Source organism: Oculatella sp. LEGE 06141 (assembly GCF_015207605.1).
Taxonomy (GTDB): domain Bacteria; phylum Cyanobacteriota; class Cyanobacteriia; order Elainellales; family Elainellaceae; genus Oculatella.
The window spans coordinates 31,073-52,712 of sequence record NZ_JADEWO010000026.1 but is presented as its reverse complement, the minus strand read 5'-3'; the positions used below and the strand labels follow the sequence as shown (position 1 = coordinate 52,712).

General features: G+C 50.7%; 20 protein-coding genes. 3 read left to right on the top strand and 17 right to left on the bottom strand.

Annotated elements, in window-relative coordinates:
• Window positions 1-526 precede the first annotated feature (526 nt).
• A complete protein-coding gene (locus IQ268_RS17660) occupies window positions 527-1,249 on the top strand; it encodes a GntR family transcriptional regulator (protein WP_193881800.1) in 723 nt (240 codons plus the stop codon).
• Here the strand turns inward: IQ268_RS17660 and IQ268_RS17655 are convergent.
• Both IQ268_RS17655 and IQ268_RS32985 read right to left on the bottom strand, forming a co-directional pair.
• Complete coding sequence (locus IQ268_RS17655; protein WP_193881797.1) at window positions 1,238-1,579, bottom strand: IS1 family transposase; 342 nt, start codon at window positions 1,577-1,579, stop codon at window positions 1,238-1,240. The genes IQ268_RS17660 and IQ268_RS17655 overlap by 12 nt on opposite strands.
• A gap of 18 nt (window positions 1,580-1,597) precedes the next feature.
• The gene (locus IQ268_RS32985; RefSeq protein WP_255527220.1) at window positions 1,598-1,723 is read right to left on the bottom strand and encodes a hypothetical protein; all 126 of its coding nucleotides are present in this window, start codon (window positions 1,721-1,723) and stop codon (window positions 1,598-1,600) included.
• Between the two features lie 259 nt (window positions 1,724-1,982).
• On the opposite strand from IQ268_RS32985, the gene IQ268_RS17650 reads away from it, so the two are divergent.
• Both IQ268_RS17650 and IQ268_RS17645 read left to right on the top strand, forming a co-directional pair.
• A complete protein-coding gene (locus tag IQ268_RS17650; protein WP_193881795.1) occupies window positions 1,983-3,050 on the top strand; it encodes a DMT family transporter in 1,068 nt (355 codons plus the stop codon).
• A gap of 1,351 nt (window positions 3,051-4,401) precedes the next feature.
• Window positions 4,402-4,797 carry a hypothetical protein gene (locus tag IQ268_RS17645; protein ID WP_193881792.1) on the top strand — a complete coding sequence of 132 codons (396 nt, stop codon included), beginning with the start codon at window positions 4,402-4,404 and terminating at the stop codon, window positions 4,795-4,797.
• A gap of 145 nt (window positions 4,798-4,942) precedes the next feature.
• Here the strand turns inward: IQ268_RS17645 and IQ268_RS17640 are convergent, their stop codons facing one another.
• The 15 genes from IQ268_RS17640 to fusA form a co-directional block, all read right to left on the bottom strand.
• Window positions 4,943-7,033, bottom strand: a complete 2,091-nt coding sequence (locus IQ268_RS17640) for a penicillin-binding protein 2 (RefSeq protein ID WP_193881789.1) — start codon at window positions 7,031-7,033, stop codon at window positions 4,943-4,945.
• Between the two features lie 5 nt (window positions 7,034-7,038).
• Entirely contained in the window at window positions 7,039-7,602 is a 564-nt protein-coding gene (locus IQ268_RS17635) for a cytochrome c oxidase assembly protein COX14 (RefSeq protein ID WP_193881784.1), read from the bottom strand.
• A gap of 526 nt (window positions 7,603-8,128) precedes the next feature.
• Window positions 8,129-9,913: a biosynthetic-type acetolactate synthase large subunit gene (ilvB, locus tag IQ268_RS17630; RefSeq protein ID WP_370584674.1), complete on the bottom strand. Its 1,785-nt coding sequence runs from the start codon at window positions 9,911-9,913 to the stop codon at window positions 8,129-8,131.
• Window positions 9,914-10,285: 372 nt separating this feature from the next.
• Window positions 10,286-11,542: an MFS transporter gene (locus IQ268_RS17625; protein WP_193881778.1), complete on the bottom strand. Its 1,257-nt coding sequence runs from the start codon at window positions 11,540-11,542 to the stop codon at window positions 10,286-10,288.
• Window positions 11,543-11,710: 168 nt separating this feature from the next.
• Complete coding sequence (locus IQ268_RS17620) at window positions 11,711-12,301, bottom strand: hypothetical protein (RefSeq protein WP_193881775.1); 591 nt, start codon at window positions 12,299-12,301, stop codon at window positions 11,711-11,713.
• Window positions 12,302-12,441: 140 nt separating this feature from the next.
• The gene (locus tag IQ268_RS17615) at window positions 12,442-13,128 is read right to left on the bottom strand and encodes an urease accessory protein UreF (protein WP_193881773.1); all 687 of its coding nucleotides are present in this window, start codon (window positions 13,126-13,128) and stop codon (window positions 12,442-12,444) included.
• A gap of 32 nt (window positions 13,129-13,160) precedes the next feature.
• The gene (locus tag IQ268_RS17610) at window positions 13,161-13,673 is read right to left on the bottom strand and encodes an urease accessory protein UreE (RefSeq protein ID WP_193881769.1); all 513 of its coding nucleotides are present in this window, start codon (window positions 13,671-13,673) and stop codon (window positions 13,161-13,163) included.
• Window positions 13,670-14,545, bottom strand: a complete 876-nt coding sequence (locus IQ268_RS17605; protein WP_193881767.1) for an urease accessory protein UreD — start codon at window positions 14,543-14,545, stop codon at window positions 13,670-13,672. Before IQ268_RS17605 ends, IQ268_RS17610 begins: the two co-directional genes overlap by 4 nt.
• Before the next feature lie 35 nt (window positions 14,546-14,580).
• Window positions 14,581-15,213 carry an urease accessory protein UreG gene (gene ureG / locus IQ268_RS17600; RefSeq protein ID WP_193881764.1) on the bottom strand — a complete coding sequence of 211 codons (633 nt, stop codon included), beginning with the start codon at window positions 15,211-15,213 and terminating at the stop codon, window positions 14,581-14,583.
• 22 nt (window positions 15,214-15,235) lie between these two features.
• Entirely contained in the window at window positions 15,236-16,942 is a 1,707-nt protein-coding gene (gene ureC, locus IQ268_RS17595; RefSeq protein ID WP_193881761.1) for an urease subunit alpha, read from the bottom strand.
• Window positions 16,932-17,354 carry an urease subunit beta gene (locus IQ268_RS17590; RefSeq protein WP_193881758.1) on the bottom strand — a complete coding sequence of 141 codons (423 nt, stop codon included), beginning with the start codon at window positions 17,352-17,354 and terminating at the stop codon, window positions 16,932-16,934. Before IQ268_RS17590 ends, ureC begins: the two co-directional genes overlap by 11 nt.
• Window positions 17,355-17,358: 4 nt before the next feature.
• Complete coding sequence (locus IQ268_RS17585; protein ID WP_193881754.1) at window positions 17,359-17,673, bottom strand: urease subunit gamma; 315 nt, start codon at window positions 17,671-17,673, stop codon at window positions 17,359-17,361.
• 348 nt (window positions 17,674-18,021) lie between these two features.
• Window positions 18,022-18,522, bottom strand: a complete 501-nt coding sequence (locus IQ268_RS17580) for a 3'-5' exonuclease (protein ID WP_193881896.1) — start codon at window positions 18,520-18,522, stop codon at window positions 18,022-18,024.
• A 150-nt stretch (window positions 18,523-18,672) separates the two neighbouring features.
• Entirely contained in the window at window positions 18,673-19,065 is a 393-nt protein-coding gene (locus tag IQ268_RS17575; RefSeq protein WP_228035472.1) for a DUF6464 family protein, read from the bottom strand.
• Window positions 19,066-19,281: 216 nt separating this feature from the next.
• A complete protein-coding gene (gene fusA, locus IQ268_RS17570; protein ID WP_193881752.1) occupies window positions 19,282-21,366 on the bottom strand; it encodes an elongation factor G in 2,085 nt (694 codons plus the stop codon).
• Window positions 21,367-21,640 lie beyond the last annotated feature (274 nt).

The following is a 21,640-nucleotide window of genomic DNA, read 5'->3' as shown; positions in this document are numbered from 1 at the left end:
CGTCAGCGCCAGATGCCCATACCGTTGGCTGTGTTGATTCAAGTCAGTGCAACTGTTAATGTGCAGTCAACAGCATCTTACTGGCCGCACCAAATCATTATCAGAAGCTACAACCCTTTTCCAGCAGTTGTACAGGCATGGTAAATGAATCAGTTGCCTTCAATTAACCTCCGATCATTGAAAGATTTTTGTATTTCCACTTACACTTTCGTGATGCGTTTAGTGAGTGATGGAACCGCGATCGCATTCTTGTCTAGCAGCGGGATGATTTTGAATGGGAACAACGGGTTTATTTAAGCAGCAGTACCAGAACATGCTGAGGGAATCATCAGGTGCTTAGTCATCCAACGATTAAAACGCGATACCTTCCCCGTCATCGACGATGCTTCGCAAAGAATTGTAAAGTGCTGCCAGCAGAAGTGATTCCAGCTAACAGCCATTCATGCAGAAATCGTATACAATAATTGTGTGCATTTAGATGGGGAAGAGTGCATCGACTTGCAATTGCATGAAAAGGACCCTAACGATGTCTGATGTTCCACACCGCTCTGGCTCTAAAGTTAGGGCAAAACCAACAGAAGATTTCATTTACACTGAACTATATAACGCTATTTGTGAACGCCAACTTCTACCCGACACCAAACTGGGAGAAGTTCTATTGGCAGAGCATTATGGAGTCAGCCGTACGATCATCCGACAGGCTTTGATGCGGCTATCGGGCGATCGCCTCGTGAAGCTAGAACCGAATCGGGGTGCCTTTGTTGCCCGCCTAACCTTAGAGGAGGCACGGCAAATTTATGCCGCATGGCGGTTAGTAGAAGCAGAGATTATTCGAGAAGTGTCTACCACTATCACGCCAGAGCAGGTCGCCCGTCTGCGTGCCTTAATTGCCGCCGAACGCCAAGCCTGTGAAGCAGAAGACTACCCTTTGCTAACTCGGTTATCTACCCAGTTTCATATTCAATTAGCCGATTTGTGCAGCAACCCATTTCTCAGCCGATTTATTAAAGAATTGATTCCGCAAACGTCCCTGGCTTACTTTTACGAAGTTCGTAAAATGCCTCTCTGTACAAAAGACGAACATGGCGAAATCCTGGACTTCATTGCAGTCGGTGATGCTGAAGCAGCCGTTGCCGCCGCAAAAGCCCATCTGGATGGCATTGAAGCCGCTCTGGATGCGCGAGCAGCGCTAGAACCAAAAGCGAGTTTGGCAGACAAATTAAAGTCTAGAATGCCTTCAATGTCCTGAGTCAGTATCGTTTGACGATGTTTCCTCACTGGAAAACAGCCCTGACTGCTTAATCCAGTTATAAAGTGTGCTGTGGCTGATTCCGGTTAGCCGCTCCATTTCGCGCAACCCTAAGCCTGCGCTATACATTTTGATGCAGAGTTGCCGGGTGTCTTCGGAATACCCTCTGACCACATAAGCTTCGATATATTGACGGCCACAATTCTTGCACCGATAGTTTTGTCTTCCACGCCGATGTCCATTCCTCTGGAATTGCTCCGAGCCGCAGGTTGGGCATTTCATGAGGAGGTGTTTTGTTTTAAGGGTGTACTGGGGTAAGACCATAACCATAATTAGTCAATAAACGACTCAATTAAATGCAGCACGATTGCTAAAAGCCGAGCAACGGCAGACGGTTAGCGTTGCGATCGCCATTGCCCTTTCATTGCCCACAACGTTTAGCTGATCGGTGTTCAAAGCGATCGGCTGCGACATTAACCCTTTTTCGACATAGTGCTTTCAGCCGCAACCCGTAGTTGTAACCGGATTGCGTAGTGGCGTGGCTCATCGCTTTCAATCTCCTTTATCGCAGAACCCAACTGAATGTCTGGGATTGACCACAATTAGCAGCACATCGCTTGATTTGCATACCAATTTTACATACAGTAATTGTATACAAAATTTGGTCTGTTTATTTTGTATTTGAAAACACCATTCTTAGCTTCAATCCCGGTTATCCCTACAAACGCTTGCCATGACTGCTTCAACACCTCTTTCCACTCGCCCCTCTCAGCCCGTTGCGCCAGAGTTTCCGTGGCTCTATTTCAAGACGATCGCCAGGCTAACTGCAATGCCTCCAGCCTGGAATAAGGCCGTGGCGATCGCTCAGCCGGTTTTAGGCGGCATCATTCTGGGCATTGCTTTAATTGGCATTGCGTTTGCGTCTATCTTCATCGTGATTGCCGAACAGACGCTCAGCCCCAGGGCGATCGCCTTCAATCGGTTACTGATTGCCGCGATCGCCTTTGCCGGATGGCGTTATGCTCAAAGACGTATGGCACCGCGATCGGCTGTCTCCACAAACCATGCGCCGACTGACCTGCCTGCTGATGTACCCATAACCTGGCAAAACTACCTGCTATTTTTAGTAGCTGGCGTTAGCTTTGCGGCCTCTCTGACCTGTGCGGCATGGTCACTCACTCAAACCAGCGTGGCTAACTCAGCGCTATTGAACAACATGATGCCCATCTTTACCACCCTGGGGGCATGGATGCTGTTAGGTAGGCAGTTTAGCCTGCGGTTTGTCTTAGGGTTAGGAATAGCGATCGCAGGGGTTGTGACGATCGGCCTTCAGGATTTACATGTGGCATCGGGGCAAATCACAGGCGATGCGGCAGCGTTAGGGGCGGCTGTGTTATTAGCTGCTACGATTTTGAGCGTCGAGCAATTGCGGACAAGGTTTTCAACCCCAACCGTCATGATGGCGATCAGTTTGATTGGAGGTGTGGCGATCGTTCCCACGTTGGTGGTGAATGGGGATACCGTCTTTCCTGAAACCTGGACAACTGGACTCGCTGTAGTGGCACTGGCGCTAATTTCTCAGGTGATTGGTCATGGACTGTTAACCCACAGCCTGAAGCAGTTCTCGTCAGAACTAGTATCTGTTTCTATGTTGGCTATCCCTGTCCTCTCTACGGCGTTGGCGATGGTGTTGTTTTCCCAGCAACTCACTCTCGTAAACGGATGTGCGTTTCTGATGGTTCTGGTCGGTATTTACATCTCGATTTCTGCAACCAACCGTAAGAGATCGATTGAACCGTAGCAAACAGGGGGCGATCGCCCTCGTCTCCCTGGTTCTGGTGAAGGTTCGTACGTTCTTTGAAATTAGAGAGCAGGGGACGGTTCAGGTGACAATCAGACCTTTAAAGCATCCTTTAAACACACAAACGCCGACAGACTGAGTCTTTGTCAGGTTGACTCTACTGCCGGCGTTCTACAAAACGGTTGAGGTTGGGTTAAAGACAGACCATGAAGTTAGTTTAGGCTGAAGCGATAGGTATATTTATTTCGCTTCGCAGGGTAAAAGAGCCTGTTTGAATATCTCAAACTAAATCAAAGGCATTTACTAACTGTTTAGAGGGTTCACGTTCAGTTGCCAGCACCGAAGCAAGATTAGGCATTTCCTGCCAGCAGTGGGAGCAAAACCAATAAACACTACCATGTCGAGCGTGGCGGAGCAGTTGTTCGGAGCAGCAAGGGCAAGTATTCATAACGCTAATTAAATCCAGTTTTAATGAGTTGCAAGGAATATAAATCGGAAAGACAAAGGTAGATTAACAGCCAATTCAGTTGCTAAGTATCAAACAAAGAACATGATGAGTAACACCTAAATATTAGTGAATTTTTCAGTGTCTTAACCCTACTTTTTGTGAAGCCTTATTGAGCCGCTACATTCAACGAATCCAGTTACCAGTATGTGATCCCCGGCTTTCTAGTTACGTCTGTCTTCAGATAGATTGATCCCCGTTGGATTAGAGTTAAGAGCTTAACAAACATTAAAGATATAGCAGCCGTCAAACTCATTTAAAGGTAGCAATAGAGACTTTATTTAGTTTGATTCGCAAAATGCAAAAACATACCCTCTCTACAGCAAATCTCCTCTTTTTTGGATTTTATATTGACATGTTTTTTAGATGAAGAGAGTGATCCAAACTACAGTTTTAATTAAAAATAAGATAAGGCGACTGTTCAGTTTTAGTATCGGGATGTTAACAGAAATAGGATGAGGATGAAGCGAAGCTGTTAGTTGGCGATCGTTCACTGCCAACGTTTCCAGCGCCCCTTCAACACCGTAGCAAGCAGATCAGCTCCATCGTTACCTGAAGCCACAACGAAGTTGTTAGTTTAATTTCAATCTTTTGATTCTTGTTGAGAACTAAATAGTTAAATGAAGTTCGAGACTGTTAACAACCCGGATGGGCGCATTCCTCTTGCCTTGCGTTCCACCCATTGCATCGGATTGACGTTCGACTCAGCGATTGGAGGCAACAATACTGCCAATTAGCCGCCGCGCCGAACCGCTGATTGTCACTGGTTTAGCGGTTTTAAGAGCCCCTACAGTCTTAAGAGCCATTACAATCAGTTAAGATAACTTAATCAATTAAATTGTATTCATGCTGAGTGCTCTCTTACCGTTTCAGCTCCATCTCGACTCTGCAACCCTGGCTAGTATTGGTCTTTGGTCTTTGGCGCTTTATCTGGGGTTTTCGCCCATCAGCCATTGGGTCATAGAGCAGCTTAGCCGCTGGTTAGATGCCGCTGAACGGTTATTTTATGTCTCCGCAGAAGAATTTGAGCGTACTCGCCCTCATCGGGAATCGCAAAATGCCCTCTACGCCTCGTTGTTCAGCATTGTGCCGTTTTTAGTGGCAGGCAGCCTCTGCAATTATGCGATCGAAGTTGGGCTAGGTCGCAGTTGGGCTATTAGCGTTGGGATTTTGGCATGTATGGGTAGCGGCGTCTATGAGTTAGGCCGTCGCGATGGAGAAGCGTCTAAGGAGAAAAACTGACTCGCAGGCTCAGGCAGAGATCCCCATTCCATTGGCTCATTCTCAACAAAGGACGAATGACCCGTAACGAACAGTGGCGCAGGAATAGTAGGCTCACTCTCGCCTCGGCGTACCAGCACCGCGCTTAACCGAGCACGAACTCCAATTACCATTGCGTTTCTGTGTCGTACTCCATCGCTTCAGGTGCCGCTTCATCCACCTCCGGGTCGGCTATTGGTTCTTCGTATAACGGTTCTTCGTAGAGGGGTTCTTCATAGAGGGGTTCCTCATACGATGGTTCTTCCAGATAGGACTGATCCATCTGTGCAGAATCGGGTTCTGTCTCGTTAGAGTCAGTTGCCACTGACTCCTGCGAAATAGGTTGGCTTGGCAGAATTTGCTCAAGTGTAATCAGCGCTTCCATAACTGCTTTGGCGATCGGAGCCGCAACGGTTGAACCATAGGCATCTTCGCCCTGTGGCTCATCAATTACAACCAGGATCGTGTAACGCGGGGTATCTACTGGAAACGTTCCCACAAAGCTTGTAATTCGAGCTGAGGCCAAGTAACCGCCATCTGGACTCGCTTTCTGTGCTGTTCCGGTTTTACCCGCAATTCGATAACCAGGAATTCGAGCCGATTTACCAGTGCCTTCCTGCACAGCGGTTTCCATCATGTCTAAAACCGTTTGCGTCGTTTGCAGCGAAAAGAGCGATCGCGCTTCAGGTAAATCCGGCTGCCATTGAAGCTGTCCGTTTGTGTTAACCAGTCCACGAGCCACATGCGGAGTCACCAACTTGCCTCCGTTAGCAATGGCTCCGTGCAACTGGAGCAGTTGAATTGGCGTTAAAGAAAAGCCCTGTCCAAAGGCCGTCGTCGCTGGTTCAATTGACGCACTGGTGAACTGCTCAACGCTTTTCATTTGTCCTACCGTTTCAGCAGGCAAATCGATTTGAGTTGACTCACCAATTCCTAACTTCTCCATCCAGTTGTAATATGTTGCCGCATCCATCTGTTGCATGATTCGCACCATGCCAACATTGCTGGAATACTTCAAAATTTCTCTGATGCTGAGGGTACCGCGCCCGCCATGTTCATTAAAGTCAGAGTTCTGGATCGGCCAGCCACCAATGGTAATTCGTCCTTCATCATTAAAACTATCGTTGGGCTGCACGGCTCCTGCCTCAAGCGCGATCGCCACATTGATCGGTTTGAACGTGGAACCAGGCTCATATAAATCGCTGACCGCCCAATTGCCTAAAAAATCGGTATCAGACTCATAATACTGGTTTGGGTCAAACGTGGGTTGAGAGACAAAGGCCAGCATCTCCCCGGTGTGGACATCCATCACCATTACAGTGCCGCGCTTAGCGCCATAGTGTTCCATTTGGCGGTGTAGCACAACTTGCGTGGTTCGCTGCAAGCGACTGTCGAGCGTTAGCTGTAAACGCAAATCGTCCTGGTGTAGCAACTCATCCGGTACGTTCTCCGGTACGATCGCACCATTACCCATACGCCGCAACTGCATCGCGCTGAGTGACCGTTCTAACTGCTCCTCGTGGCTGGCTTCAACCCCAACCTGCCCATCGCGATCGACATTCACGTAACCAACCACATTGGCAAATAAACTCTGTTGGGGGTAGAGGCGCTGTTGATGTTTAATCAATTCCAGGCCATCCAACTGCAAGTCTAAAATTTTCTCGGTGACATCTTCGGAAACCGCTTCGTTCAACAGGATGCCGCTCTCAGCCTGACTAAACTGGCTAACCAAAGCAGACGCTGGACGCTGTAGTAGCGGTGCCAGTTGGTCGGCTACAGTTTGCAGGGGTACTTTGAAGAGAATCGGATGAGCATACAGCGTAAACACAGGCTGGTCGATCGCTAACACATTGCCCAACCGATCAATAATTGGACGGCGCGGCACAAACGGAAGCAAATGAAGAATTTGCTGTTCCTGCGCCCGTTCCCGCAGCATAGGCGCTTGTACCACTTGCAGCCGAAACAAATTGATGGTCAACCCCAGGCCACCAAGGGTAAGAATGAACCAAACCAACAGCAGCCGAAACCGAGACGGACGCACCAACGGTTCAGTTTGCGATCGCCCTGGCTGACGCACCGGACGACTGACTGCGCCTGCCCCGGCTCGCTTGCGTTTTGGCGTGAACGAAACCACCCTATCTAAAGGATGTTGATGCCTCGTAAGTTCGGTGCGGTGACGAGGTGAGTTGCGGCGAGAGGGAGGAATTGAAGTAGACATACGGGTTAATACCCCAGAGGGCCAGTTGGAGCGGCATCTGGAACCAGTTGCTCTGAAGGGGATGCCAGGGGTGGCCGAGGGGTGGCCGGTTCTAGAAAAATGGTATTACCCGGGCTGGGAAGCAGTAGCCCTGTATCAGACTGTCCGGCCTGCTGAGCCATCTCGTTTTTGAACACCTCATTTGCCGTCGTCAGTTGCCGTTCTTTCCGTTGCAAAGCCTCTAGCTGTTGAAATTGACGGCTCCAGATTTGCTGAGAATAGACTGTCCAACTATAGACCGCTAAAACAGCGGCAATCAAACTCACTGTGACAAGCGAAGAGCCACGATGTGCCACCATCAAAAGTTTCAGCCATGCGGGATCGGCCTGAGCGTTTGGCAGCGATTTTACTGTTTGTCGATTGACCCCCACCGGCATTGACTTGGGCTGAAGCGGAACAATCTGCTGTTTGCTGTGGCGCGATCGAATCGGCGGAGCAAATTCTGCAATCTTAGATTCCTGGCGGTAGGAAACCGATCGTCGTGGCAGCGATCGCTGTTTTGTAACGCTAGATCTAAGGGCAGCAGACATAATTTACTCCTTGCTCACACCACAGTTTCAACACATTGGATTAAATTGCAATCCGGCTTCAACCGTCACCGCCGATTGCATGGACAGCTACAAATTAGCGAACCGCCTGATAGGAACCCTACATTACCCCACAGCCGATCGAGAAACCTCACTATCACTCAGCATCAGTGTACTGCTGATACCCAGAGTGACAAGGCAACGCTGGTTACACAGGCTCAACCCAGTGCCAACGTTAGTGCCTGAGCGGCTGGTATCCCCAAACGTACCCAAGAAGTAGCGTAGATGGTTCCTCAGTATAGATGCGACCCAGTTAATAAACCACCCATTTACGCAATTTTTTCAAAAAATGTCGTCTTTTGGAGTGATTGATCCCCATACGAGGGCCTCGACTTGCTTTCTCTACTATTTCGGCTCGTACCAAAAAAAGCATACCCCCAGAAGCAGAGGTATGCTCATCTCAAAATCATGTTGGTTCTAGAGGTAATCCGAATAGCAATCTTTCTACAGTTTCAGTAGAACCAGAGGGCTAGAGTTTAGTGCCGCATTCAGGACAGAAACTGTTGCTGGACGTGTTTTTAGCACCACAGTTTTGGCAGTAGATCAGCTCGATCGCCTTCTCTAACCTGGGGTGCTCTGGCAACCCAATCATCTGGGAATTGCTCTTGCCAGGAGCCACCATTGGATAACAATTTTCCTCGCGATACACTTCCGCATTAACCAGCACCGGGCCATCGTGCGCCAGCATTTCAGCGATCGCATCTTGCAGTTCGCTCGGATGACGAATGACCATGCCCTTAATACCAAAAGCTTGAGCCAGGATAACAAAGTCGGGCATTCCCACTTCCATATTGGAAGAAGAATAACGCTCACCGTAGAAGGCTTGCTGCCACTGACGTACCATTCCCTGCCAGCCGTTGTTGATGATCACAGTCTTGACGTTGATGCCGTACTGCGCCAGCGTGCCTAGCTCCTGCATATTCATTTGGAAGCTAGCATCCCCGCTGATACAAATAACTTGCTCATTGGGTAATGCTACTTTGACTCCCATCGCTGCTGGCATACCAAAGCCCATTGTGCCTAATCCGGCACTTGAGATCCAACGACGAGGCTTGGTTTTAAGGAACTGAGCCGACCACATCTGGTGCTGCCCCACGTCTGTTGTGTAATAAGCGTCGGGAGCCTGACGGTTGATCTCAACAATCACCCCTTGAGGAGACAGCAATTCGGGATAGCTGGGCACCACTAGCGGGTAATCTTGTCGCCAGCGATCGATCCGGTGCAGCCATTCTCTTGTTTGCTCAGAATCGACCGCAGCGCCTTCTTCTGCCTCTCGCCGCAAGAGTTCCAGCAATACCTGACGCACATCTCCCACAATCGGCACGTCTGGTGCCCGGTTTTTGCCCACTTCTGCCGGGTCAATATCGATGTGAATGACCTTGGCGCGAGAGGCAAACTCGTCTAGCTTGCCAGTGACGCGATCATCAAACCGGGCACCTACCGCAATCAACAGATCGCACTCGCTTACTGCAAAGTTGGCATAGGCGGTTCCATGCATTCCCAACATCCCAACGGCCAGGGGATGATGCTCGTCGAAGGCACCCAGCCCCATCAAGGTCGTTGTGACCGGAATCTGGAACCGTTCTGCTAGTGCCTGAATTTCAGCATGAGCATTGGATGAAATAGCTCCACCCCCGACATATAACAACGGGCGGCGAGACTGACGAATCAGCTTGGCGGCTTGAATTACCTGGCGAGGGTTGCCCTTTACCGTAGGGCGATATCCAGATAGCTTCACGGAGCCAGGGTCTACAGGCGTGTAATCAAACTCTTTTAGCCCTACATCTTTGGGAACATCGATTAATACTGGCCCAGGCCGCCCCGTTTGAGCAATATAAAAAGCTTCTGCCACAATTCGTGCCATGTCGGCGGGATCGCGCACAACATAGGAATGCTTCACAATGGGCAGCGTGATGCCAAAAATATCGGTTTCCTGAAAGGCATCGCTACCAATGGCGGCCAGCGGCACCTGCCCGGTTATCACCACCATTGGAATGGAGTCCATCTGAGCAGTGGCAATGCCAGTGACTAAATTGGTTGCACCGGGGCCAGATGTGCCAAAGCAAACCCCCACCTTTCCGGTAGCGCGAGCATAGCCGTCAGCCGCATGAGCGGCACCCTGTTCATGCCGTACCAGAACATGCTTGAGATGTCCGGCTGCTTCCGATCGATAAAGCTCGTCGTAGATTGGCAGAATTGCCCCACCGGGGTAGCCAAAAACATGCTCGACACCGTGCCGTCTAAGGCTATCCATCAGCGCAAAAGCACCCGTCGCCCTTGCGGGGGTAGCATGGTGGTTCAGCGAAGTACTGTTCAGCGAAGTACTATTGGAAACGGTAGCGTGGGAAGACACGGGTAGAACGTCAGGCATAGTCAAATCTGTAGCTAATGATGCAACTTATTAATACACCAGTCTAGTTCTCAAGACCGCTTTCTGTCGAGCCGTCAAGAACCGGATTCAAAAACGAATTAAAGCCTTCAGGCCAGGACTGTACGGTAGTTTAGCGGTTGCGGTTAGAGCGGTTTGTTCGAGTAGGCTCGATCGCCGTGTCAGGGTTTGATGATGCTCATTTGCATTTCTTGATAATCTCTAACGCTAGATTCCCCACTGGTGCAGATGCGATCGCTATTCAAGCCCATTCGACTGTGACGGGTGAGCCGTCTGCCATGCCCAAGTGCCACCGATGGCAACCGTGACGCTCATGCCAATGAAAACGGCTCGTAGCCCGATCGCATCGGTTAAAGGGCCTGCGAGCGCCAGCGGCAAACTTAAGGCAATATTAATAATGTTATTTTGGAAGCCAAACACCTTTCCACGCATCGACTCGGGTGTTTGCTGTTGAATTAGCGTTTGCATTGGAATAGCAACCAGGGCTGCGCCAACGCCCAGCAGGAGACTTAGCCCCAGCCCCAGCCAGAGAGTTTGAATAAAGGTAAACACCAGCAAGACCGAGGCAACCGTGATGAACCCAACCAGGGTGAGAAACCGATGCGGGAAGCGATCGCCCCAATGGCCTAATGTGCCTGCCCCCACCACCATGCCAATGCCTGCGGCAGCCAGCAAAAAGCCAAATTGGGTTGGTTTTAGCCCTACTTCTTCGGCCAGTTGGATCGTCAAAACAGTGAGCACCGCACACACGGCATATAGAATCATTAACTGAAGCATGGCATTGCTCACCAGCCGATCGTGCTTCAAATAGCGCAATCCCGCTTTGAAGTCGCTCCAGGGATGGGTGGCGATCGCAGATTGGGCGTTCCCAACAGATTGACTCGAAAGGGTTTGCAGCAATGCGCCTGCCAGCAAATAGCAACTGCTAACCAACAGCACCTGCCCATAGTCGCTACTCCACTCTTTCGCCAAACTTAAAAGCGGTTCGCCCACGGCAAAGCCAACAATTAAGGCTCCCATCATGGTCGTGGTGAACAGGGCATTGGCCGACAGCAAATCCTGTCGTTTCACAACAAGTGGAATGGCAGCCAGTTCGGCAGGAGCAAAAAACTGGGTCAGGGTGGACTGGAGAAAGGCGATCGCCAACAGCACCACAAATAGCTGTGGCAGAAACGGCAGAGCCAGCAGCAGCAGCCCCCGGCCAAAATTGCAGGTGGTTAGCACCCACTTTTTGTTGGAGCGATCGACCACAATTCCAGCAATTACGCCAAAGAAGATAGCTGGAAGGGTAAATGCCACCATCAACGTCGATCGCATTGAATTTTCGATGCCTTCTGCTGGCTGATAATTGGTCAACAAGGCAATTAACAGCACAAAAAAAATCTTGTCTGCAATCTGCGATAATGCCTGACCAAACCACAACACCAAAAAGGATTGGTTTCGCAAAAGCTTGATAAAGCTACTGTTTGAAGCAGATGAAGCGGGTGGAAACATACAAATAGCAAATGGCTGTTGGGGTGGGGCATCACAATAGACAGCGTCTCTATAGTTTGTGCTTTGGACAGCAAAAACTACCAGGAATAAGTCTCTTGTCCAGATTAAGAGCTGAATGATTGCCCTGAGGGATGCCCAATTACCAGTTTGAGGAACGGCACAACAACTTTATGTTGCGGCGTTGGTACTGTAGCGATCGAGCAGCGCATTCAGAAATTGAGCAGCGGTGGTCAACTGGCCGCGTTGAGTCGGGTGACGGGTCGCAAGGCGAGCAGGCGGCAGCCAATAGCCGTGAACCGTTTGTGGCGATCGCCACACCTCTAAATGCTCGACGGGCGGGTCGGCATAAAAGCTATCTTCGCCGTTGCCCAACCAGGCTGAACTCCAGTGCGTAAAGTAGTCGTGGCTGACTCGATGAATGGGAAAGTTGGCGTAGAGGGGCACCCCCCAACCATCCAATGCAATAAACGCGTTGACAACACCTCCCTGCCGCTGCCATGCCCTGGCCGCAGCGATCGCCCCCACCACGCCTGCACTAAAGCCAATGAAGACTAGCGGCACCGTTGAGGTGGCATTATCCACCCCAGAATCAGGAGGCTTGAGAGCGTCACTCAAAAAATTCAGGATGTGGATAGGTGAATAGGCTGGCTCAGATTCAGCCGGAAAAACCAGGATGTTGGATGGTTGGTAGGCTAATGCTGTCAAAAAGCGTTGAGTCAACGCTAAGGAATGAATACCCGGACAAACCACGATCTTCATTGCTTCATTATCGCAACAAACGATCGCAACAAATTACCGCAACAAACGATCGCAACAACCTTGCCGACGGGCGATCGCTGATATCAGTTGTAGAACAAGATCTCACCCATGCTCACTAGGGCGAAAAAAACATTTATTCTTCAGGTCGAAAATTGTTTGCTAAGCAGCCGTTGATGCGTCATTTGGGCAATATCGATGGCAGGCGTACAGGACCACATATCATCTAACGAAAGGGCTGAGGCTTGAGTGGCGATCGCGTCCATTTCTGCTGCCATCTTCCAGAGAATAGCCTGCGCGCTCAGGTGTCCCAAAACGCCCAAGCGAATGGCCGCACCGACTAAACCCGTCACAAAGTTGTGGAGAAACGCAAAACAAGTGTCGCTCTCGCTCAACCGCACAGCACGCCCCACCACTGCAAACACGATGGGATGTAAACCGGGCGTTTGGTTGGTATCAATATTCTGCTGCAATGCCTCCAGTTGAGCATCATTCCAGGTCGATCGCGCCACTAGCAACAACGCCTGTCCACTGCGACACTGAGCCTCACGGGTGGCCTGAATTAACGTCTGAGCATATAAGGACTGGTCAGCACGTCGAATTTCGCCAAGATCGGCAGCAGCACTGGCGCGATAGGCATGGAACAAGGCAATTAAATCGGAGCAACCCACTTTGTTGTGCAACAGCAGATAAAGAAACGTTTCTACATCCTGGGCCGAGCGAATTTGCTGGGTTTGCACCATTGCTTCTAAGCCATGAGAAAGCGTGAAAGAGCCTGATGGAAAAAAGGAATCAGACAATTGCATCAGAGCAAGACGAGAATCAACCATAGCAAGCTTTCTATATCGAGCGTTCCAATAATTTAATGATGCGCGTGGGGCGAAAATTGTAGCGGTGCCTCAGGCGATCGCACCTCGTAGCCAATACATAAGCCTGGAATATTGACAGTTCTCACGGTAGCTTCCATCACGGCTGGATCCGCTACCATTTCCACATAAATGCGATCGCCCTGCACCAGAATCGGCCAGTGATGATTACCCAGCACATGCCCCAGATAAATCAGGTCAATGGCATGTCCCGCTGCGGTGCCATTAACGCTCAGCGTCATCACGGTTTGGGCATCCAGATGGATCAGCAGCAGTTGCCCGGGTTGGGTGATAAATACATCTCCCGTGCTGAGCGGCTGTTCGCGGCTTTTAATGATGCCTAGCGCTATTCCAGCGGTGGAATAAGCATGAATCCGACCTTTGGCGCGATCGTCTGGCTGCAAATACACCTCTAACAACGCTCCCGTCTGGCGAGCCTGCGCCACTTGCTGCTGCAAAGCTGGGTCAGTTGTTTGATTGCCCAAGTAGGTTTCTGCCAGGATAGTCATTTTGGGATCTCTGGTAAAGCGGGTTGATGGTTCAGATGCCGCATTCTGTTTAAAGCCTGATTGATGTAAGTTTTCATGAGCGGCACATTAGATGACATAACTCGCACCAGCAAGCCATTACAGTTGGGCAGAGGAGAACTGGCCGCAGTGAGATTGGTCTGTGCATGGGCAAACTGCTCTAAGTCCAGCCCTAGAGCGTGTAAATTAACGCCAGGCAAGATGATCATCACACTGGCGAGGATCGGTTGAGACGCAAAAATAGCGTGCCTCGTCAGCTCGCCCTCTCCCTTGATTTGCATAGCATCATTGAAAACCAAAGCTCCATCGGGCGTACAAACTCGCAACCGACTAAAATAACGATGAAAGTGAAAGCATTCTCCTCGCGCCAGGCGACCGGGAACCATCACGTCACTCAAAAATAGGCTTCCGGTTGAGGCCAGTGTGACTCGCATCGTTTGCTCTAAACTAGCGTTGCGATACAGAATAGTGGGTTCTGGAACAAACTCTAAACCTGCGCCAGCGCCAACCTCAATGTCGTAATGGATGCGGGCGAGTTGATCCACTGCCATCTGATGCACCTTTGTCGCTGACTGGTCGGTGAGGTAAAGGCTGGTGCGATCGCTCAGCCGAACACTGATGCGGAAGCGATCGCCCGCCAGTAGGCCAGGTGACGAGTTCATGATGTAAAGATAGGCACGATGAGCATCCGTTGGGTCTAGCCGCAACGAACGTGAGAGCCTGAACGGATAAGTTGCATACTGGCGCTGCACAAACGATCGATGGTATTGATCCAGCCCAATCTGCACAGCCAAATGGTTTTGGCCTGAGTGATCGAGTGCTGCAATGGATGAATCAATCAATTGAGCAACCATACCTGTTCTGTGTTTGTATTGTGTGTGCATCCAGGTTATTGAACCAGCGCCCGCACAGGCCGAAACAGCAATTGATCAAAGATGAATTGCACCACCTGATCTAATCCTTCACCTGTTTTACAGTTGGTATAGGCGATCGGTTTATCGCGTCGTCGTTCTGAGGCATCGCGACGGATTAAGGCCAGGTCAGCACCTACATAAGGGGCAATGTCAATTTTGTTAATCACCACCAGGTCTGCTTGCATAAACCCTGGTCCATTTTTACGAGGAATGTCGTCACCTGCACCGACATCCAGCACAAAAATGTAGGCATCAATCAGGTCATAGCTAAAGGTTGATGCCAGATTATCGCCTCCACTTTCGACAAAAACGAGATCTAATTCTGGAAACGATCGCTCCAGGTTGCGAATAGCCAACAGATTCATCGTCGGATCTTCGCGAATGGCAGTATGAGGGCAACTACCCGTTTCCACACCCACAATCCGTTCGACGGGCAGAAGACTTTGTCGCTTGAGGCGATCGGCATCTTCCTGCGTCAGCAAATCATTCGTCACCACCGCCACTTCAATCCCCTGATGCATCAGCAACGGCACCAACCGTTCTAGCAGAGCCGTTTTACCACTGCCAACCGGGCCACCCACCCCCAAACGAGCCACTGATTTTTGCACGCTTTTCTCCCCCAGCATGGGTTTATCGGAACATATAGAGCCGACCGAGCGGCACCCGTGAGACGGGTTCACAGGTCGCAATTTCACCATTCACCCGTACCTGAAAGGTGTCTGGATCAACTTCAATGTTGGGGCAGGCATTGTTGTGCAACATATCGGCTTTGCTCAGCGATCGCGTCCCTTTCACAGGTAGCAGTTGTTTGCGTAGCTTTAGCTTGTCGGGCAACCCCTGATCCAGCGCGGTTTGGGTAACAAAGCAAAACGATGTGGATTGTTTGGCACTGCCAAAACTGCCCCACTGTGGCCGGTAGATGATGGGTTCGCAGGTCATTAGCGAGGCATTGGACTCGCCCATTGGCGACCAGGCAATAAAGCCACCCTTGATTACCAGCTCTGGCTTGACCCCAAAAAAGCCCGGTTGCCACAGCACGATATCAGCGATTTTGCCGGGTTCAATTGAACCCACATAGGCATCAATTCCACAGGTTTTAGCCGGATTAATGGTGTACTTTGCCAGATACCGCAGAAGCCGCTGATTGTCGTTGCGATCGCTATCTTCGGGTAGCGCCCCTCGCTGGTCTTTCATCTTTGAAGCCAACTGCCAGGTACGACAGATCACTTCACCAATTCGCCCCATGCCCTGACTATCCGACCCCATCATGCTAATCGCGCCCATGTCGTGCAAGATGTCTTCAGCGGCGATCGTTTCAGCCCGGATTCGCGATTCGGCAAAGGCAACATCTTCCGGCACCTTCGGATTCAAGTGATGGCAGACCATTACCATATCCAGGTGTTCATCAAACGTGTTAACCGTGTAGGGGTTAGTAGGATTAGTAGAAGACGGCAGACAGTGCGAATAACCTGCCACCTTAATGATGTCCGGCGCATGTCCACCGCCAGCCCCTTCGGTGTGGTACATGTGAATGGTGCGCCCCCGAATTGCGGCCAGTGTGTCTTCCACATAGCCCGACTCGTTCAGCGTATCGGTGTGGATTTGCACCTGAAAGTCGTACTCATCGGCAACCGATAAACAGGTATCAATTAGAGCAGGCATTGCGCCCCAGTCTTCGTGAATTTTGAGGCCGATCGCCCCCCCTTCAACCTGCTCTACTAAGCTGGCAGGAAGACTGGAACTCCCTTTACCCAAAAACCCAAAGTTGACAGCAAACCCTTCAGAGGCTTGTAGCATTAATCCCATGTTGTAGGCTCCGCCAGAACAGATGCCCACCGTCACAGGCCCCAGCCCCCCGCCAATCATGGTTGTCAGGCCACTAGAGAGAGCCTCGGCACAGAGTCCAGCGCTGTCAAAGTGGACGTGGCAGTCGATGCCACCGGGTGTGGCAATTAAGCCTTCCGCCGATCGCACATCGGTATTAGCACTAACCACTAAGTTGGGCTGGACTCCCTCCATTACGCCAGGGTTGCCCGCCTTACCAATGCCAACAATCCGCCCATCTTTGATGCCAATGTCGGTCTTCACAATGCCCTGTACCGGGTCCATCAGCACCACATTGGTAATGACCAGATCCAGTGCGCCTTCAGCGGCGGTAACGCCAGGAGCCAATCCCAGGCCATCGCGCAGGGTTTTGCCACCACCAAACACGCATTCGTCCCCGTAAACCGTGGTATCTCGCTCTACTTCAGCAATTAAAGAGGTGTCTCCTAAGCGAATGCGATCGCCTGTGGTCGGCCCAAACAACTCGGCATAACGCTCCCGACTAATTTCCATGCTGTTCCTCTGAGGGCATTGTGCTGTAGCCTAGCGATCGCACTCGCTCTAGTGCCGTTGCTTTGGCATCAGGCGCATCTAACGCCTGATTCACCAGACCATTCAGTCCCTGCACCTGGCGCGTGCCGCCAATGGCTACCAACGCCACTGCCTTCGTGTCGCCCGGTTCAAACCGAATCGCCGTCCCGGCTGGGATATCCAGGCGAAACCCATACGCTTCAGCTCGATCAAACTGCAAGGCACGGTTGACTTCAAAAAAGTGGTAATGGGAACCGACCTGAATGGGGCGATCGCCCAGGTTGGCTACTGTCACCGTTTTGGTTGGCCGTCCGGCGTTAATTTGCAGGGTTCCAGGCAGACACAGCACCTCGCCGGGAAAGGAATTAGGAGTATTTGGTATGGCATTTGTCATGGCATCAGGTTCCAGCACTGCGAATCGGATTGTGAATACTGATCAGTTTGGTGCCATCAGCAAAATGGGCTTCCACTTGAATTAATGGAATCAGTTCCGTTACGCCAGGTAGCACGTCTTCAGTGGTTAGTAATGCGGCACCCTCAGACATGAGCTGAGCCACGGCTTTGTCTTCGCGTGCGCCTTCAATCATGGCATCGGTGATGAATGCGATCGCTTCAGGCACATTGAGCTTCAGACCTTTTTCCTTACGACGACGGGCAATTTCTGCCGCTGTAAAAATAGTCAGCCGCTCCATTTCTCTGGGAGTCAAGTACATGTCAACTCTCCACACCGTTCAATGACACCCGCATTACACCGCGTCTTTACTAACGAATGAGTAGCATAAATTACAAAAGCTGCATCAACTTCCATCAGCACCAGGTGCCAACGTTGGTGAAGGTCAGCAACAAATCGCAAGTCACAGCTTCAGAGCAACCCAGCAACGATCACACAATTGCTTTGAAGGGTAGCGATCGCCTTCAGGTCTGCCTTCCAATCTGCAAATAGCTGAATTGTGTCAAATTCTTCTACAACAGGCTTTCGTTCGGTTGCAGTATGACGCGAACCGCTAACCCGTCACCCATGCCCATCACCCATGCCCATCACCGATGAAGAATGCTCACTCTCAAAGGGTTCTCTGCGGCTGATGTGCCGCAATGACAATTTGGGCACATGCTTCTGCATCGGATAACGCCTGATGGTGGTTCAATTCAATCCCCAAATGCTCACAGACATTGGGCAATTTGGTTGGATGAATCCTCCATGTGCTACGAGCCAGTTGAACGGTACACACAAAGGGATGCGAGGGGCGAGAAATTCCATGGGCATCACAGCAGGCATACAAAACGCCCCGGTCAAACGACGCATTGTGAGCTGCCACAAACTCTGCATCGGCCAGAAGCAGATGGATATCTGTCCATAGCTCACCAAAAGTTGGCTGGTCTGCAACGTCTTGCCAGCGAATACCGTGGATATGAGTGAACCGAAATGCTGAACGGGGCGGACGAATTAGATAGTGAACTCGTTGCACAATTTGATAGTTCTTTACCCGAACCAACCCAATCGAGCAGGCGCTATCTCTTCCGTTATCTGCGGTTTCAAAATCCAGAGCGACAAACGTTGTCATTGGCAGTTGTATAGAAGGAGGCAGATTCCGTTTATTTTCTATTACCTGGGTCACGTTTGTCATCCTGCTGCACCACGGGCAAGGATCGACTTGAGAGTAACTTGAGGTGGTACGAGCATGGATGCATCAACCCCCTGCCTGATTTTGCCATCATCCGTTGAGGGAGCCAAACGACTGACTGTACTTAAAATTCGTGACTAGCAACGAATGGGATCTGGTGACATAATGCACGCAGCGATCGCAACAGCCACTGGGATTAACTGCACACCGCAGCAGTTCCGATCGGGCGTTGTACAAGCAGGTACTGTCTCCCATAATCCAGCGTCCGTCTACCAAACTCTTCTCTGCTGGAGTATCAAACAGTTGAACGTAGAGTACAACTCTATGGAGCTGACACCGTCCTGACCGGAGCTGATGCGGTGCCTTCACTCCAGAACCATATAGGTGCATTCCCGGTTGAGGGTTCCAGTCCAGGTATAAATGCCCCAGGGGTAAACAGGAATGGCTCAGAATAACGTCTGCGGCTAGAGAATTTACAGCCATTTTCAGTTGCATTCACCACACTCCAAACCCTACCCCCACACCCATCTTGGCAAGACTGTGGCTGACTCGATTGAGAACTGCTGTAACTCCATAAAACCCAATATCGACAGACAGTCCAACGATGACATTAATCCTGACGATTCCTGGCTGGCATAGTGCCAGCCAGGAATCGTCAGGATACCCTCTGCAAAAAACAGCTAGGGACTAGAAGCGGGACTAAGAAGCAGCTTGGCGCTCTTTCGCTTCCTTGATCACCTCTTCTGCAATGTTGTTCGGGCAAGGAGCATAGTGGGAGAACGACATGGAGAACTGACCCCGACCCGAAGTCATTGTACGCAGGTCGCCGATGTAGCCAAACATTTCGCTCAACGGCACATCTGCCTTGATGCGAGCGCCGGTTGGCCCGGTTTCCTGCGATCTCATCATCCCCCGACGACGGTTCAAGTCGCCGATGACATCTCCCATGTAGTTGTCGGGTGTGAACACATCGACATTCATAATCGGTTCAAGCAGTTGAGGAGCCGCCTTGGGCACAGACTGCCGATAAGCCGCTTTCGCAGCAATCTCAAAGGCGATCGCCGATGAGTCTACTGGGTGGAAACCTCCTTCTGTCAGCGTGAACTTCAAGTCCATGCAGGGGAAGCCAGCTAACACACCTTTATCGATGCAGCTCTCAAAGCCTTTTTGTACGGCTGGCCAGTACTCTCTGGGGACGCTACCACCCGTCACCTTAGACTCAAACTGGAAGCCGCTACCTGCTTCACCGGGTTCAATGATGTAGTTGATTTTGGCATATTGACCCGAACCACCAGACTGCTTCTTGTGGACGTAGCCATCTTCGAGGCGCTTGGTAATCGACTCGCGGTAGGCCACCTGGGGCTTACCCACCTCTACCTCCACACCATGAGTTCGCTTGAGGATGTCAACCTTGATGTCCAGGTGCAGCTCGCCCATTCCCTTAAGAATCGTTTCGCCGCTCTCCTCATCCGTCATCATGTGGAAGGACGGGTCTTCCTGCACCATCTTGGTTAGCGCTGCTACCATCTTTTCCTCGCCGCCTTTGCTCTTGGGCTTGACTGCGATCGAAATAACGGGTTCTGGGAACACCATTGGTTCTAGCGTCGCCGGATGTTTTGGATCACAGAGGGTATGCCCAGTCTGGATATTCTTCATCCCGACGATCGCCACAATGTCACCCGCCTGAGCCGAGTCCACTTCTTCACGAGAATTAGCGTGCATCTCCACTAGACGGCTAATGCGCTCGGTTTTGCCAGTGGCAGTATTCAGCACCGTGTCTCCCTTAGACAAGGTACCGGAATACAGGCGAGTAAAGGTCAATGCGCCAAAGCGATCGTCCATGATCTTAAATGCCAGCGCCCGTAACGGCTTCTCTGGGTCAACGATGGCAAACGTTCCCGTCTCGTTTCCTTCCAAATCAACTTCTGGCTGCGGCTTCACCTCAGTTGGATTGGGCAGATAGTCCACCACAGCATCCAACACCAACTGCACCCCTTTATTTTTGAAGGAAGAACCGCAGTAGGTTGGGAAGAAAGCCAGATCGCGAGTGCCCTTGCGAATACAGTGCTTAATGGCATCAATATCTGGCTCTTCTCCTTCCAGATATTGCTCCATAATCGCATCGTCTTGCTCAACCGCTAACTCAATCAACTGTTCGCGGTAGCGCTCGACCTCATCGACCATATCAGCAGGAACCTCTTTGATCTGATAATTCATCGGATCGCCAGAGTCATCCCAGATCCAGGCTTTGCGGGTCAGCAAATCAACCACACCCGAAAACTGCTCTTCAGTACCGATGGGCAACACCATCACCAGCGGCTTAGCGGCCAGCACCTGATCAACCTGCTTAACCACCCGGTAAAAATCTGCACCCGTGCGATCGAGTTTGTTGATGTAGACGATACGAGCAACTTTAGAATCATTGGCATAGCGCCAGTTAGTTTCAGATTGCGGTTCAACTCCGCCGGAGCCGCAGAAAACGCCGATGCCACCATCAAGAACCTTGAGAGAACGATAGACCTCAATGGTAAAATCAACGTGACCTGGGGTATCGATAATATTTAGTTGGTGATCGTTCCAGAAGCAGCTTGTTGCCGCAGACTGAATCGTGATACCACGCTCTTGCTCCTGCTCCATGAAGTCCGTCGTCGCCGCGCCTTCATGCACCTCACCAATCTTGTGGATTTTACCAGTGAGCTTCAGGATTCTTTCAGTTGTGGTCGTTTTACCTGCATCTACGTGGGCGAAGATGCCAATGTTTCGATAGCGAGTGAGGTCTTTCATTTTTGCTCTCTAGATTAAATGCGACAAACCGTTGGTGACCACCTGCAAGCGTGACTTAGAGGAAATCGGTGTTGCTTTCGTCGCCAGTGCGGGATGGGTTTCAATCCCCTAGAATATTAAAGAACCCTTTTCCACACTTATGGCAACGTTACTAATTGTAAAGTGTTGAGATTTAAATTGTAGAAGGGAGCGGGCAACAATTCAAACAACGCCATTACTGAGCAGCATAGCGTTGCTGAGATTGCCAAACGTATCGAGCCGCAACACGCCCTGG